This is a genomic window from Bradyrhizobium huanghuaihaiense (assembly GCF_007830635.1).
GTDB classification, from domain to species: domain Bacteria; phylum Pseudomonadota; class Alphaproteobacteria; order Rhizobiales; family Xanthobacteraceae; genus Bradyrhizobium; species Bradyrhizobium huanghuaihaiense.
Genome location: NZ_VLLA01000001.1, coordinates 520,124 through 535,564 on the forward strand (window position 1 = coordinate 520,124; position 15,441 = coordinate 535,564).

The 15,441-nt window shown below is 64.8% G+C and carries 14 protein-coding genes; 4 read left to right on the forward strand and 10 right to left on the reverse strand.

All coding sequences use genetic code 11. The features are described 5' to 3' along the window. The first annotated feature begins 189 nt into the window (after positions 1 to 189). Positions 190 to 1,269: a GGDEF domain-containing protein gene (locus IQ16_RS02435; RefSeq protein ID WP_018646014.1), complete on the forward strand. Its 1,080-nt coding sequence runs from the start codon at positions 190 to 192 to the stop codon at positions 1,267 to 1,269. 23 nt (positions 1,270 to 1,292) lie between these two features. Here IQ16_RS02435 and IQ16_RS02440 read toward each other — a convergent pair whose 3' ends face one another. After that, positions 1,293 to 2,996 (reverse strand): diguanylate cyclase domain-containing protein, encoded by a 1,704-nt coding sequence (locus tag IQ16_RS02440; protein ID WP_145831171.1) that lies wholly within the window; start codon positions 2,994 to 2,996, stop codon positions 1,293 to 1,295. 109 nt (positions 2,997 to 3,105) lie between these two features. On the opposite strand from IQ16_RS02440, the gene IQ16_RS02445 reads away from it, so the two are divergent. Continuing rightward, positions 3,106 to 3,795 carry a YggS family pyridoxal phosphate-dependent enzyme gene (locus tag IQ16_RS02445; protein WP_018646012.1) on the forward strand — a complete coding sequence of 230 codons (690 nt, stop codon included), beginning with the start codon at positions 3,106 to 3,108 and terminating at the stop codon, positions 3,793 to 3,795. Positions 3,796 to 3,936: 141 nt separating this feature from the next. Here the strand turns inward: IQ16_RS02445 and IQ16_RS02450 are convergent, their stop codons facing one another. Beyond that, on the reverse strand, positions 3,937 to 4,722 hold the full coding sequence (locus IQ16_RS02450) for a 2-keto-4-pentenoate hydratase (protein ID WP_018646011.1): 786 nt from the start codon (positions 4,720 to 4,722) through the stop codon (positions 3,937 to 3,939). Between the two features lie 6 nt (positions 4,723 to 4,728). Continuing rightward, on the reverse strand, positions 4,729 to 5,298 hold the full coding sequence (locus IQ16_RS02455; protein ID WP_026312463.1) for a L,D-transpeptidase family protein: 570 nt from the start codon (positions 5,296 to 5,298) through the stop codon (positions 4,729 to 4,731). Between the two features lie 200 nt (positions 5,299 to 5,498). Between IQ16_RS02455 and IQ16_RS02460 the strand changes: the two genes are divergently transcribed. Beyond that, positions 5,499 to 6,185: a response regulator transcription factor gene (locus IQ16_RS02460; RefSeq protein WP_008142830.1), complete on the forward strand. Its 687-nt coding sequence runs from the start codon at positions 5,499 to 5,501 to the stop codon at positions 6,183 to 6,185. A 58-nt stretch (positions 6,186 to 6,243) separates the two neighbouring features. Continuing rightward, positions 6,244 to 6,687, forward strand: coding sequence for a cyclic nucleotide-binding domain-containing protein (locus IQ16_RS02465; RefSeq protein ID WP_018646009.1), 444 nt, complete (start codon positions 6,244 to 6,246; stop codon positions 6,685 to 6,687). 98 nt (positions 6,688 to 6,785) lie between these two features. Here the strand turns inward: IQ16_RS02465 and IQ16_RS02470 are convergent, their stop codons facing one another. The 7 genes from IQ16_RS02470 to IQ16_RS02500 form a co-directional block, all read right to left on the reverse strand. Next, complete coding sequence (locus IQ16_RS02470; protein ID WP_018646008.1) at positions 6,786 to 7,601, reverse strand: exodeoxyribonuclease III; 816 nt, start codon at positions 7,599 to 7,601, stop codon at positions 6,786 to 6,788. Between the two features lie 205 nt (positions 7,602 to 7,806). Beyond that, positions 7,807 to 8,562: an outer membrane lipoprotein carrier protein LolA gene (locus IQ16_RS02475; protein ID WP_026312462.1), complete on the reverse strand. Its 756-nt coding sequence runs from the start codon at positions 8,560 to 8,562 to the stop codon at positions 7,807 to 7,809. 152 nt (positions 8,563 to 8,714) lie between these two features. After that, complete coding sequence (locus IQ16_RS02480) at positions 8,715 to 11,195, reverse strand: DNA translocase FtsK (protein WP_018646006.1); 2,481 nt, start codon at positions 11,193 to 11,195, stop codon at positions 8,715 to 8,717. Positions 11,196 to 11,204: 9 nt separating this feature from the next. Then, the gene (locus IQ16_RS02485) at positions 11,205 to 12,419 is read right to left on the reverse strand and encodes an aminotransferase class I/II-fold pyridoxal phosphate-dependent enzyme (RefSeq protein WP_018646005.1); all 1,215 of its coding nucleotides are present in this window, start codon (positions 12,417 to 12,419) and stop codon (positions 11,205 to 11,207) included. Between the two features lie 325 nt (positions 12,420 to 12,744). After that, complete coding sequence (locus IQ16_RS02490) at positions 12,745 to 13,149, reverse strand: GFA family protein (RefSeq protein WP_020608033.1); 405 nt, start codon at positions 13,147 to 13,149, stop codon at positions 12,745 to 12,747. Between the two features lie 219 nt (positions 13,150 to 13,368). After that, complete coding sequence (locus IQ16_RS02495; RefSeq protein ID WP_026312461.1) at positions 13,369 to 14,817, reverse strand: ammonium transporter; 1,449 nt, start codon at positions 14,815 to 14,817, stop codon at positions 13,369 to 13,371. Positions 14,818 to 14,854: 37 nt separating this feature from the next. Further along, positions 14,855 to 15,193 (reverse strand): P-II family nitrogen regulator, encoded by a 339-nt coding sequence (locus IQ16_RS02500; RefSeq protein WP_008142813.1) that lies wholly within the window; start codon positions 15,191 to 15,193, stop codon positions 14,855 to 14,857. Between the last annotated feature and the right edge of the window lie 248 nt (positions 15,194 to 15,441).

Consider the following 15,441-nt stretch of genomic DNA (forward strand, 5'->3'; position numbering starts at 1 on the left):
CGTTGGTTTTTCTTGGGTTCGGCCGTCTAAAGACGGCGGACTAGGCCATAGAAGCCCTCGGGGGGTCAATGGGTTGCCTCACCCCGGAACCTGGGCCGCTGCTCCGCATAACTACCGAGGCTGCCGTTGGGGTATGATTAAGGGGTCGATGCGAGGTTGCGGCTGGCCAAGGACCCCAAAATACGCGCAATGGACGCCAGCTTCGACGATCCCGACTACGATTATGCCGCGTCCATCGCCGGACGGGCGATGCGGGTCATGGCCGAGCAGCGGATCGCGCCGACGCCGACCAATTTTGCGGTCTGGTACCAGTATTTCGCAGGCAGCCACGACGATTTGCGCAACGCCATCGATCTCCTGATCGACCACAATCGTCCGTTCGACGCCCGGACCAATCAGAACCTGTTCGAGACCTATGTCGCGCCACAGCTGAGTGCGGCCATCGTCGACACGTCCGAGCGGCTCAACGCCCTGATGGGAGCGGCGAAGGAGTTTCTGGCGACCGCGATTGCCGACAACCATTCGCAGATGCAGGCGATCAGCGAGGTCGCCGACCAGGGCCAGTCCGGCGTCGATCCGAAGGCGCTGGTTGCCCAGCTCATGAATGAGCTCGCCCGCGCGGCCACGCGGGCGACGCGCCTGGAAGCGGGCTTCGTCGAAAAGGCCCGCGAGCTCGACGTGATCCGCGCCTCGCTCTCCAAGTCCGAGGAGCGCGCGCGGACCGACACGCTGACGGGCCTTGCCAACCGGCGGGCGCTGGACGAATTCCTGCGCAAGGCGCAAGTCACGGCGGACTGGGGCGAGCCGCTCAGCGTGCTGTTGCTCGACATCGATCACTTCAAGACCTTCAACGACGATTTCGGCCACGGCGTTGGCGACCAGGTGCTGCGGCTGATGGCCAGGGTGCTGCGCGAGAAGGTGCGCGCGCAGGATCTGCCGGCCCGCTACGGCGGCGAGGAGCTGATCGCTGTGCTGCCGGACGCCGATCTTGCCACCTGTGCCGGGATTGCCGAGCACGTCAGGCGCGCGATCGCCGAATGCACCATCACCCGTCGCTCGACCGGCGAGACCTTGCCCTCTATCAGCGTCTCGATTGGCGTGGCGCAGTATCGTTCCGGTGAAACCATCGCCGATCTCATCGAGCGCTGCGATCGTGCGCTCTACCTCGCCAAGGGCGGCGGCCGCAATCGCGTGGTAACCGAGATCGAGCTCGATCGCGCGGGGCTGCGGGCTAGCGTTTTCGAGCGAAGTGGGCACCGGTTCGCGTAAAGAAAACGCGTCAAAACAAGAATCTAAGCGCTCGCCGCCATCATCATGTCGGCCGCGCCGGTCTCGATCACCTGGATGCCATGCTCCATGACGTTGTTGCGGCCGCGATGTTTGGCGGCGTAGAGCGCGGCGTCGGCGGCTTCGATCAGATCGCCGGGGCGCAAGGCCTCGTTGGGCCTCGTCGCGGCAACGCCGATCGAGACGGTGACGATCATGTGGGCGGAGGTGATGTGCGGCAGGCACAGCTTCAGCACGGCCGCACGCACCTGCTCGCCGATCTCGACGGCGCGGTTCACGTCGGTGTTCGGCAACAGCAGGCAGAATTCCTCGCCGCCATAGCGCGCGGCAAAGCCCATCGTGTCGGCGGCGATGCCCGAGAGCGACTCGCCGAGCCGCGTCAGGCAGGAATCGCCTTCGAGATGGCCGTAGGTGTCGTTGAACAGCTTGAAATGGTCGACGTCGATCATCAGCAGCGCGAGATCGCTGCCATATTGCTGCGCGCGCATCCATTCGAAATCGAGCCGGCTCTGGAAGCCGCGGCGGTTGGCGAGGCCCGACAGCATGTCGATCGAGGCCATCACGGTCAACCGGTCGTTGCTCGCGATCAGCTCGCGCTCGCGCTGGCTGAGTTGCGCGGCCATCGCGTTGAACGCGCGGGCCAGCGGCACGAACTCGGCCGGCAGGCGGTTGCGCGCCGCGCGCGCCGAGAGATCGCCCTCGCCGAGACGCTTGGCCATGTCGGCGAGCATCTCGATCGGCTTGATCACGAGCTTCTCGGCGGCGATGAGTGCACCGAGCAGGACGAAGACGACGACGAAAGCGAGCTGGAGATAGGCGGTGCGGATGTCGCGGTTCACCGCCGCGGACACCTTGTCCTCGTCGATGCTGGCGATCAGGCGGGCATTGGTGCCGGCGATGCGGATGTAGCTGACCGCGCGGCGGGAGCCGTCGGCGGCGAGGAAGGACAGCGAGCCTTCGTCCTGGTCCGACCGCAGCGCCCTGTCGGCGATCGCGGACATCAGCGGCATGTTGTCGAGGGGACGGCCGACCGTACTGTGCTGGTCGGCGGGGGCGGCCAGTACGGTTCCGGCGCTGTCGACCAGCACGGCGGTGATGCCGGCGCGGCCGCCGAGATTGTTCATGACCTTCGACATCCAGTCGAGGTTGACGGTGGCCAGCACGACGGCATCGGCGACGCCGCTGAACGCCGACACTGGATAGACCGCCATGACGGTCGGGGACGGCACCGGCCGCGACAGGATGAAATCGCTCAGCACGAAACGGCCGGTTTCCTGCGCCTGCTGGAAGTACGGCCGGTCACTGAGATCGAGGCCGACATACATGTTGTTGGTGGCGCACGGGATGCGTCCGTCCTGGCCGGCGATCAGCAATGTGCGGATCCAGGGAAGGTTCGAGGGCAGGCTCGCGCGCAGCACGTCGCAGCTCTTGCTGATGCCGCCGGCGGAGGCACGGATGAAGGCTTCCGATTTCAGGATGGTCTCGACCGACGAGATCACCTCGCGCTGCGCATCGGCGCTGTGCCGTGCGACGGTGGTGAATTCGGCCGCAGCCTGCGCGATCTGCCGCGTGCGCGCATCCTCGAGCGAACGAATGCGCTCGAGCATCAAGGGCGCAACCAGGATGACGGCAAGCAACGCAAGCCGGGCCCGGATTCCGAGAACCTGCTTGAGTTTCGCTCGTTTGCGGTTGAAACTGACGTTTGCCATCTTCGCTGCCCACCCCGCGGGCTAAGGTAAAGCGAAGGGTTCAAAAACTCTTTCTTGAACTCGGTAAAATTGGACTTACCTCCCGTACGATCACGGCCAATCCAACGTCATGACAGAAAAAAGCGCAGCGCCGATAACCGGCGATTCACCAAACGCACTCGCTTCGGTCGAAGCCGAAATTGCACGCGCCTGCAAGGATGCGCGGCGTGATCGCAGCTCCGTTACGCTGATCGCGGTGTCCAAGACTTTCGACGCCGGTGCAATTACGCCGGTTATCGCCGCCGGACAGCGCGTATTTGGCGAGAATCGGGTGCAGGAGGCCAAAGGCAAGTGGCCGGCGTTAACGTCTGTTTACCCCGATATCGCCCTGCACCTGATCGGGCCGCTGCAGTCCAACAAGGCGAAAGAGGCGGTCGCGCTGTTCGACGCCATCCATTCGGTGGACCGTCCGAGCATTTGCCAGGCGTTAGCCAAGGAAATCGAATCCCAGAAAAAGCGCCCCGACCTCTTCGTCCAGATCAATACCGGCGAGGAGCCGCAAAAGGCCGGCATCGCGCCCGGCGAGGCCGATGCCTTCCTCGCAAGCTGCCGCGACACCTATGGGCTGACGATCTCCGGCCTGATGTGCATCCCGCCGGTCGATGAGCCGCCGGCCGCGCATTTCGCGCTGACGGCCAAGATCGCGGAGCGCAACGGCTTGAAGAATCTGTCGATGGGCATGAGCGCCGATTTCGCGACCGCGATCATGCTGGGCGCCACCCATGTGCGCGTGGGCAGCGCGATCTTCGGGCACAGGTAGGAGCCGTTAGCGAGGGCGTGCCTGGCGACCGCTCTCGAATACGTCATTGCGAGCGCAGCGAAGCAATCCAGAATCTTTCCGCGGAAGGATTCTGGATTGCTTCGTCGCAAGGGCTCCTCGCAATGACGACGGGGAGAACACCTACGCGAACCCCACCGAAACCTTCCCGAGCACGCCAAAATCCACCGCGAAATGATCACCGACCTGGATCGGCAGCGGCGGATGGCACGTGCCTGTCGTCACCACCTCCCCTGCCCGCAAGGTAAGGCCGAGCCCGCGCAGCTCGTTGGCGAGCCAGGCGAGCGCTGCGCGGGGATCGCCGAGCACGTTCCTGCCGTGGCCGATATAGCGCTCGCCGCGCAGCGTGATCTGCGGCCGTTCCTCGACGAGATCCATCGCGCGCCAATCCGCAGACGTTGCTGCGCCCAGCACGAACAGATGTGCGCAGGCATTGTCGGCGATGAGCTGTGCCTCGCCCGCGCCGGCGAAATCGACAAAGCGCGAATCCGGAATCTCGATCGCGGGATGGAAGCTGCCGACGGCGGCCAGAACCTCGTCGACCGAATACGGCTTCGCGCGCGGCGGCAGATCGCGCCCCATGCGGAAGGCAAATTCCGGCTCGCCGACGCGCATCGCGTTGCCCTTCATCGACGCGGTGCCGCCATCGGCGATCACGGTGTCGCTCATGATGCGCCCGGCCAGCGGTCCCGTGACATTGATGTGCTTCTGCCCTGATACGCTCGTGGCCGCGATCTTCCAGCCGAACAATTTTCCAGGCGACAGCGTTTCGAGCCCGGCCTGAACCGCATAACCCTCCGTGCGGCTCTGCGGCCGCAAGCGAGCCTCGAGTGCGTCGAGCTTGGTGCCGTCGCGCCAATGCTCAAAGAGGACGCGCGATGCGGCGGCGATCTGATCCTTGTCGAGCATGTGCCCTCACCCGATGATGATTCTCGTTCTTGGTCCCAGCCGCCGCAGCAATTGCAGCATCGCCGCCTTGGTCATCGAGACGCAGCCTGCGGTCGGGCCAAAGTTGTCGCGGGCCAGGTGCAGGAACACGGCGCTGCCGCGGCCGGCGATGCGCGGCCTCGTGTTGTGATCGATCTCGATGATGAAGTCATAAAGGTGGTCGGCCCGCTTGAGCCGGTCGCCGCCCTGCCCCTCGCCCAGCCGGATGCCCTGATTGTAATGACGATCGTTGGGATCCTCGCACCAGGCGTCCGCGCCGGTGATGATCCGCGCCGGCAGGAATGTCTGCGGGCGGCTGTGCCGGTCGCCGCGCCACCACAGGCGTTTGGGACGGAAGCAACCCCTTGGAGTACCGCCGTCGCCCTCGCGCTTGTTGGCGAGAATGCCGCCCCGCCCCAGCGCCACCGGAATGGTCAGCGGTCCGGCCGTCAGCCAGCCCCGGCGAGGATTGCCGGCAGCAGGCTTAACGCGGATCGCCGACAGCGGTCCGGAGCTTCGATTTCTGGTGTAAGTCACTGAAGCAACGTTGTTTTTCATGTGAACGTGCAATGTCGAATTCATTACAGGACATTCATCAAGGCGCCCTGCTATTCTGGGTTAGTGGTTCTGCCTTGAGAATCGGTAACAGCCCACTACTTCAACACGAACAACAATAATAACGGCGACCCCTAAACTTCCCTCCCGACTGGGTGCAGCATGCATGCGCGCCGAGCCGGCCCCCAAAAGGATGATACCCCATGGCCAATGCCCGCAAGATCCTGATCGTGGATGACGATACCGATCTGCGCGATACGTTGGTGGAGCAATTATCGCTGCACGAAGAATTCGAAGCCTCCGCCGTCGATACCGGCGCCAAGGGCGCGAGCGCCGCAAAGGCCAATTCCCCCGATCTCGTTCTGATGGATGTCGGCCTGCCCGACACCGATGGCCGCGAAGTTGTCCGCTCGCTGCGCAAGGGCGGCTTCAAGGCACCGATCATCATGTTGACCGGGCACGACACCGACTCCGATACGATTTTGGGCCTGGAATCCGGCGCCAACGACTATGTCGCAAAACCGTTCCGCTTCGCCGTGCTGCTGGCCCGCATCCGCGCCCAGCTCCGCCAGCACGAAGCCAGCGAGGACGCGGTGTTCTCGGTAGGCCCCTACTCCTTCCGCCCGGGCTCGAAGATGCTGACCGCGGCCAATGCACGCAAGGTCCGCCTCACCGAGAAGGAAACGGCGATCCTCCGCTTCCTCTACCGCGCCGGCCAGATGCCGGTGTCGCGCGAGACCCTGCTCCAGGAGGTCTGGGGCTACAATTCCGGCGTCACCACGCACACGCTGGAAACCCACATCTACCGCCTCCGCCAGAAGATCGAGAAGGACGCCGCCAACCCGGAGATCCTGGTCACGGAAGCCGGTGGCTACAAGCTGGTGCCGTGATACGCTTCAGGGGCGCGCGAATCGTTTTAGATGGCGTGCCTTTGAGCCTCGGACCTGAATGTCAATCGACGACGACGTAGCGCTTCTCGAGCGTGTCCCGACATTGCGCCTGTTGGGAGACGCCTCGTTGCGCATGCTGGCGATCGGTTCCGAGCAGCGTGACTTCGTCCGCGGCGACGTCCTGTTCAATCTCGGCGACGACGCCGATGCCGGCTTCGTGGTCCAGCGCGGCGCCTTCCGGGTCGAGGACGGTGCCGGCGCCGAGATGATCGCCGGTCCCGGCGCGCTGATCGGCGAGCTTGCGCTGGTGGTGCCGATGAAGCGGCCGTCGAGCGCGATCGCGCTGGAGCATTCCTCCGTCATCCGCGTCGCACGCAGCCTGTTCCAGCGCGTGCTCGAAAGCGATCCCGCCGCCGCCGTGCGCCTGCGCGACGAATTCGCGGTGCGCTCCAGCCAGATCGCCAGCGATATCCTGATGGCGGGCGCGAAGCTGACGAGCTGAGCTTGTCGTAGCCCGGATGGAGCGAAGCGTAATCCGGGATTCCCGCTTGCGGAAAGACCGTCCCGGATTGCGCTGCGCTCCGTCCGGGCTACGGGAGGTCACACCTCCAGCGTCACCGTGACAGGCACATGGTCCGACGGCCGCTCCCAGCTCCGCGCATCGCGCAGAATCTTGAAATCGCTGACCGCATCCTTCAGCGCGCGCGAGACCCAGATGTGGTCGAGCCTGCGGCCGCGGTCGCCGACGGTCCAGTCGGCGGAGCGGTAGCTCCACCACGTATAGACCTTCTCCGACATCGGAATGCGCTCGCGCGCGACGTCGACCCATTCGCCGGCGGCGAGCGCGGCCTTCAGCTTCTCGGTTTCGACCGGCGTGTGCGAGACGACCTTCAGAAGCTGCTTGTGCGACCACACGTCGTTCTCGTGCGGGGCGACGTTGAGATCGCCGACCAGGACGTGGCGATCCTCGCCGCGCGGGTGCAGCGGCTCGCACGCCGTCATCTCGTCGAGGAAGCGGAGCTTGTGATCGAATTTCTCGTTCAGCGCGGGATCGGGAATGTCGCCGCCGGCCGGCACGTAGAAATTATGCAGCACCAGCGGCTTTGCGATGCCGGCCTTCTCGCCGAACGACACCGAGATATGCCGCGAATCCACCTTGTCGCAGAAGGTGCGGATGTCCTTCGACTCGAACGGGATCTTCGAGACGATGGCGACGCCGTGATAGCCCTTCTGCCCGTTCAGCGCGACGTGTTCATAGCCGAGCCGCTTGAAGCGCTTCAGCGGAAAGGCGTCGTCGATGCACTTGGTCTCCTGCAGGCACAGCACCTCCGGCCGCGCGCTCTTGAGGAATTTCGCGACCAGGTCGATGCGCAGCCGCACCGAATTGATGTTCCAGGTTGTCAGGGAAAGACGCATGGGAATTGCGTCTTAGCAAGCTCTCGTAGGGTGGGCAAAGGCGCAAAGCGCCGTGCCCACCGTCTTTTCGGGTGCGAGATGTGAGGATCTGGGCGTGCTCTCGTAGGGTGGGCAAAGCGAAGCGTGCCCACGTGCCGACCGCGACGGGGAAAGGTGGTGGGCACGGCGCAATTGCGCCTTTGCCCACCCTACGGCAGCGGAGCGCTTATCCCGGCGACGGGCCGTAGTTCGTGAAATCGATCTTGAACATGCTGGGATCGAGCTTCTTGCTCGTATCCAGATTATAAACCGCGAAGGTGGTGTCGTAGCCTTGCGGATCGGTGACGGTCCACTGCTTGAGCTGGCCGTCCTTGGCGCCGAGCATCAGCAGGAGGCGGCTGGTGCCGACCAGCGCCTGCTTCTCCTCGATGGTGACGCTGATGAAGAGATCGTCGGCAGTGACACTTATGACGTTGGTGTCCTTCATCAGGTCGATGCGGTCGGACAAGAGGAAGCGCAGCGGCGTCTGCGACAGCGGATAGACGTCCTGCGTCGCGAGCTTGCGGTCGCGCACCACCAGCGACGATCCATCGGCGACGATGTCGATCGGGCTCGGCGCGTCATATTCGACGCGCATCTTGCCGGGCTTCTGGATGTAGAAATCGCCCTGCGTCTTGCTGCCGTCGGGGCCGACCTGGACGAAATTCCCGACCAGCGTCTGCAGCGAGGACAGATAGGCGCTGACCTTGGCGGCCTGCGCCTTCTGGTTGGCATCGAAGGTCTGGAAGATGCTGCTCGGCACGTTGCGGCGCGGATCCGGGATGATCGGATTCGGCGGCGCCTGCGTCGCGCCGGTAATCGCTGGTCCGCCGGCAGACGCCCCGCCATCGCGGCCCTTCGGCGCGGGCTTCGGCACGGGGACGTTCTGCGCGAACGATGCGGTGGTCACCATCGCGGCGGTGACGAGAAGCACGCCGGCCATGCGCGCGCTTCGCGCGGCGATGGTGGCAGCGAATCGAATGTCCGGATGTCTGATCAACGGGTCGTCCTGTGTGGCTGGGCGCCCTTTTACCGTGATTTCGGGCAAAAGCAGATATCGATTCTGCGTGAAATTATGTTTAGGGGCCTCCCGCCTCACATATGGCTGTCTTCTTCCTCGACCAGAATCTCGCGCTTGCCGGCGTGGTTGGCGGGACCGACGATGCCCTCCAGTTCCATGCGCTCCATCAGCGATGCGGCCCGGTTATAGCCGATTTGCAGGCGGCGCTGGATGTAGCTGGTCGAGGCCTTGCGGTCGCGTTTGACGATCGCAACCGCCTGCGCGAACAAATCGCCGCCGCCGTCCGCGCCCATGCCGGTGGCGTCGAACACCGCACCGTCCTCGTCCTCGGTCGGCTCTTCGGCCGTAACCGCCTCGAGGTATTCCGGTTGGCCCTGCGTCTTGAGGTGACGCACCACCTTCTCGACTTCCTCGTCGGAAGCGAACGGTCCGTGCACGCGGCTGATGCGGCCGCCGCCGGCCATGTAGAGCATGTCGCCCTGGCCGAGCAGCTGCTCGGCGCCCATCTCGCCAAGGATGGTGCGGCTGTCGATCTTGGATGTGACCTGGAAGGCGATGCGGGTCGGGAAGTTGGCCTTGATGGTGCCGGTGATGACGTCGACCGACGGGCGCTGCGTCGCCAGGATCACGTGCAGGCCGGCGGCGCGCGCCATCTGCGCCAGGCGCTGCACCGCGCCTTCGATGTCCTTGCCGGCGACCATCATCAGGTCGGCCATTTCGTCGACGATGATGACGATGTAGGGCAGCGGGTCGAGCGAGAGCTTCTCTTCCTCGTAGATCGCCTTGCCGGTCTCCTTGTCGAAGCCGGTGTGCACCGTGCGCGTCGGCTCCTCGCCCTTGGCCTTCAGTTCGAGCAGGCGCGTGTTGTAGCCGTCGATGTTGCGCACACCGAGCTTGGCCATGTTCTTGTAGCGCTCTTCCATCTCGCGCACGGCCCATTTCAGCGCGACCACCGCCTTCTTGGGGTCGGTCACGACGGGCGTGAGCAGATGGGGAATGCCGTCATAGACGGAGAGTTCGAGCATCTTCGGATCGACCATGATCAGGCGGCACTGATCGGGGCGCAGCCGGTAGACCAGGCTGAGGATCATGGTGTTGATCGCGACCGACTTGCCGGAGCCGGTGGTGCCGGCGATCAGCATGTGCGGCGTGCGCGCGAGGTCGATGATGACGGGGTCGCCGCCGATGGTCTTGCCGAGGCAGAGCGGCAGTTTCGCAACCGTGTCGGTGGCTTCCTTGGCGATCAGCAGTTCGCGCAAATAGACCTTTTCGCGATGGGCGTTCGGCAGCTCGATGCCGATGGCATTGCGGCCGGGCACGACGGCGACGCGCGCCGACAGCGCGCTCATCGAGCGGGCGATGTCGTCGGCAAGGCCGATCACGCGCGATGATTTGATGCCGGGCGCCGGCTCCAGCTCGTACAGCGTGACGACAGGACCCGGATTGGCCTTCACGATCTCGCCGCGCACGCCGAAATCCTGCAGCACGCCTTCGAGCGAGCGCGAATTGGCTTCCAGCTCGGCCTTGCTGAGCGGCTGGCGATCGCCCGCCTTTGGCGCGGCCAGCACGGACACGGATGGAAGCTCGAACTTGTCGGAGGATTTCTTGGAAGCCGCCTTCGGCGCGGCCTTCTTGCGCGGGGCGCGCGCGGCCGGCTCCTCCTCTTCCTCCTCCTCGTCTTCCGCTTCTTCCTCGTGCTCGTCCTCGTAATCCTCGTCCTCGGCCTGCGGCGAGATCGACGGCGCGGCGCGGCCACCGCCGAGATTCGGCTCCTGGCGGCTGAAGCTGGCGGCCTTGGTCTTGGGTCCGCTCGAGACCAGCGAGCGATAAGCCGCGCCAAGCAGCCAGATCAGTCGCGCTTTCGTGCTCATCAGCGCATGGAACAGCCAACCCAGCGACACCGAGCCGCGATCGCTCCCCTCGTCCTCGTCGAGCGGCTTGTCGTCATCTTCGATCTCGGCGAGCTCTTCGTCCTGCTCGCGTGCGCCGAGACCGCAGGCGATCAGGAAGGTCGCGGTCATCGCGGCGAACAGGATCGTGCCGAGGATCATGCGATAGATCGTGCCGGGCGGTCCGAAGATCACCGCGGGCGCGCGCACCAGGGCATCGCCGACCACGCCGCCGAGCCCGGTCGGCAGCGGCCAGGCGCCGCCATGCGGCCAGCAGCTGACGAAGCCTGCTGCGATCACGGTGCAGAGAATCCAGGAGCCGAGCCGCAGCGCTTCGCGGTCGAACGGGCGATGCGTCATCATCCGCCAGCCCCAGACCGCGACGGTCAGGACCAGCATGATCGCGCCGAGCCCGAGGATCTGCATCGCGAGGTCGGCGCCGATGGCGCCGGCATAGCCGAGGATGTTGCGGATCGGCCGCGAGGTCGCGTGGCTGAGACTGGGATCCTGCACCGACCAGGTCATCAGCGCCGCCGAGGCGACGCCCGACAGCGCGATCAGGCCGAGGCCGCTGAGCTCGCGCATGCGCCGAGCCAGCCCCTCGCGGATCGAGGGCGGCAGATGGCCGACCAGTGGAATGACACGTTCGATTGCCGACATGCTCACGGGCCCCGCCTAACCCAGAGTCTCGACCAGACGGTGCAGCGCCTGCGCCGTCGTTTCGCCATCCTGCACCAGCGCGAGGCGGATGTAGCCTGCGCCGGGATTGAATCCGTCAGGCTGCTGTCGCGCCAGAAAGCTGCCGGGCACCACGCGCACGCCTGCTTCCTTGAACAGCTTGAGCGTCACCGACACATCGTCGCCGATCTCGGAGGTGTTGAGCCAGACGCAAAAGCCGCCATCGGGCCGGCGGTAGCTGTAACGATTGCCGATGATCTGGTCGGCGAGATCGAACTTGATCCGGTACAGCCTGCGGTTCTCCTCGACATGCGCCTCGTCGCCATAGGCGACGGTCGCGACATGCTGGAGCGGCACCGGCACCTGAGGCGCCGCGATGTTGCGCAGCTCGAGGAACATGCCGATGAGCTTCTTGTCGCCGGCGGCGAAGCCGACGCGCAGGCCCGGCAGGTTGGAGCGCTTCGACAGCGACTGGAACGCGACCACGCGGGTGAAATCGGGCCCGGCGCATTCCAGCGCGCTGCCCGGGGCCTCGCGGGTGTAGATCTCCGAATAGCACTCGTCGCTGAGGATCACGAAGCCGTAGCGATCGGCGAGCTGCTTCAAGCGCTTGAAATAGTCGGGCTTGGCGACCGAGCCCTGCGGATTGGCGGGCGAGGCCAGATAGAACGCCACCGTGCGCGCCAGCGTCGCCTCGTCGATCGCGTCGAGATCGGGCAGGAAGCCGTTCTCGACCGTGGTCGGCAGATGGATCGGCTCGCAAGCGGCCGCGAGGGCGCCTGCACCATAGACCGGATAGAACGGGTTCGGCATCAGGATCGCGGGCTTGCCCGGACGCGGCCCGACATAGCGGGCGGCTGCGATCGCGGCGAGGAACAGCCCCTCGCGGCTGCCATTGAGGACGAGAATCTCGCTCTTGGGGTCGAGCTGCCGTGGCAGGTTGAAGCGCGACGACAGCCAGGCGCTCGCAGCGTTCCGGAACGGCTCGGTACCCTGGTTCATCGGGTAGCGGCCGAACTCGGCGATGTGCTTGGCCAGGACCGGGCCGACGAAGTCGGGCACGGGATGCTGGGGCTCGCCGACCGCAAGCGAAATCAAGGGCTTGCCAGGCTGATGCGGGGCCAAAAGCTCGTTCAGCCGGACGAAGGGCGAGCGTGCGGAATCGGAGCCATTACCGCCCTGCGGCGCACGGGATGAAGCGGTCAGAGCCATTCGTTGGGCGCCAGTACTCTTGGAACGGCCGGTCGCACCAAGGCGCCGGCGGGAAGCGGTTCAGTTCACCATAGATAGGGCGAGGTTAAGACGCGATTAACCATCGGCCGCCGCCGCCGTCCAGAGCGGGAAAAATGGGGCCGGATAACAACGGGATGCATGGGCTACAGGGCCGGGCTGGTTCCTCCACCTCTCCCGCTTGCGGGAGAGGTCGCGCCAAAGGCGCGGGTGAGGGTTCTCGCCGCTTAGGGACTGTCCCGATGTTGGGACACCCTCTCCCCAGCCTCCCCCGCATGCGGGGGAAAGAGCGCACCATTATAGTGGCTTAGCGCCCCGGCAGCTTCTCGAATGTCTTCATGCCCGCGGGGATCGCGTGGAACTCCTGCATGTCGCAGGTGTAGATCGCCATCTGCGGCTGGAATTGCTTGGGCTCGTCCAGCGTGCCGACCTTCAGGATCGCGGCGGGCAGGCCCGGCACCTTGGTCACCAGATGCGTGCCGCATTCGGCGCAGAATTCGCGCGTCACGGCGCGCTCGAGGTCCTTGCGTGTGAACTGCTTGGGCTGTCCGGTGATGTAGGAGAAGCCGGCTGCCGGCATCGCGATGAAGGTGTTGGGCGCGCCGCCCGAGATGTACTGGCACTCGCGGCAGTGACACTGGGCCTGCATCATCGGGTCGCCCTCGGCGACATAGCGCACTTCGCCGCAATAGCATCCGCCTTCCAAACGCATGACGACCTCCCGATTGTTTTTCGTTGTGGTCGGTATTTCTGCGCCGGCAATCTGGAATGGCAATCTTTTTCTTCGGCACCCGGTCAAAAAGAAAATCTGCAAAAAGAAAGGGGCTCCAACTTGCGCTGGAGCCCCTCAACGGTCGGGGCATTGCCGGGTATGTGCCCAAACCGTAGTTGTGGACGCGGTCCCCGAGGAGACCGCGCCCGGGAGGAGAGGTTACATGTTGTAGGCGCGCTCGGTGTGCTCGGTGATGTCGAGGCCTTCACGCTCGCTCTCGACATTGGCGCGGAGGCCAACGATCACATCGACGACCTTGTAGAGTATCGCCGAACCGACGCCCGACCACACCAGCGTGGTGCCGACGGCCTTGAGCTGGGAGATCATCTGCGCCGCGAAGTCGTAGTCGGCAACCTTCGGCGGGATCGCGGTGTAGTCGATGATGCCGGCGCCGCCGAGGGCGGGATTGACGAGAATGCCGGTGCCGATGGCGCCGACGATGCCGCCGATGCAGTGCACGCCGAACACGTCGAGGCTGTCATCGTAGCCGATCGCGTTCTTCACGACGGTGCAGAAGAACAGGCAGACCACACCGACCACGAGGCCGAGGACGATCGCACCCATGACACCGGAGAAGCCGGCGGCAGGCGTGACGGCCACGAGACCCGCGACAGCGCCGGAGATGACGCCGAGCACCGACGGATGCCCCTTCACGATCCACTCCGCGAACATCCACGACAGCGCGGCGGCTGCGGTGGCGACGAAGGAGTTGGTCATGGCGAGGGCAGCGCCGCCATTGGCTTCGAGGTTGGAGCCGGCGTTGAAGCCGAACCAGCCGACCCAGAGCAGCGAGGCGCCGATCATCGACATGGTCAGCGAGTGCGGGGCCATCAGCTCCTTGCCGTAACCGACGCGCTTGCCGATCAGGAGGGCGCCGACGAGACCTGCGATGCCGGCGTTGATGTGCACCACGGTGCCGCCTGCGAAGTCGATCGCGCCCGCCTTGAAGATCCAGCCGGCGTCGGCGTTGATCTCGTCGAGCTTGGCCTGCGCCGCGGTCTTCGCCGCCGCATCACCCGCCGCAGCCAGAGCCTTGGCAGCGTCCTGGATCGCGTCCGGGCCCGGCCAGTACCAGACCATGTGCGCGATCGGGAAGTAGATCAGCGTGACCCAGAGCGGGATGAAGAGAGCGATCGCCGAGAACTTCATGCGCTCGGCGAAGGCGCCGACGATGAGGGCGGGCGTGATCGCCGCGAAGGTCATCTGGAAGCACATGTAGATGAGCTCCGAGATGTTGGCATCGACCGAGAAGGTCGCGGCCTTCGAGTCGGTGGTGACGCCCATCATGAAGGCCTTGGAGAAGCCGCCGATGAAGTCGGAACCACCGGTGAAGGCGAGGCTGTAGCCGTACACGGCCCAGATCACGGTGACGACGCAGACGGTGTAGAACACCTGCATCAGAACGGAGAGCATGTTCTTGGAGCGGACGAGGCCGCCGTAGAACAGCGCGAGGCCGGGGATGGTCATCAACAGCACGAGCACTGTCGATGTCAGCATCCAGGCGTTGTCTCCCTTGTTGACCGTTGGCTCGGCGTAGGCTGCGGTCGCAGCGAACAGGCCGACTGCGAGAGCCGCCAATCCCGCGCCATAGGGACGCTTGAACGTCATATTGTTTACTCCTGATTGGATAAGGTTGAGCGCGAAATCAGAGGGCCGCGGCATCGGCCTCGCCGGTGCGGATGCGAACCGCATGGTCGAGATTGATGACGAAGATCTTGCCGTCGCCGATCTGTCCGGTTTTCGCAGCGGACGTGATGGCGTCGATGGTCTTGTCGACCTGGTCGGAGGCGACAGCGACCTCGATCTTGATCTTGGGCAGGAAGCTCACGGCATATTCGGCGCCGCGATAGATTTCCGTATGGCCCTTCTGGCGGCCATACCCCTTGACTTCCGTCACCGTGAGACCGTGAACGCCGATGGCGGTCAGGGCGTCACGGACTTCTTCCAGCTTGAATGGCTTGATAATCGCCATAACAATTTTCATGGGTCCTATCCCCGCTTGGGCCCGGTCCGGACGTGGCCGGGCGTTTCTCGACTGGTTCGCCACGAGGGAGAAGTTCACTACGCGGGCACAGCCAGGACCCCTAGAATCAAATGCCGTGCCAGATCGGGCGCATTGCCTAACGGACTATGAAAACGGGTATTTTCGCGCCTGGCCCGTATTGCGGTGCAGTGCGCTATTACGTCGCGCTCAAAACGTGGTCATATCTGATCAAAAAGCAGGCACGACAG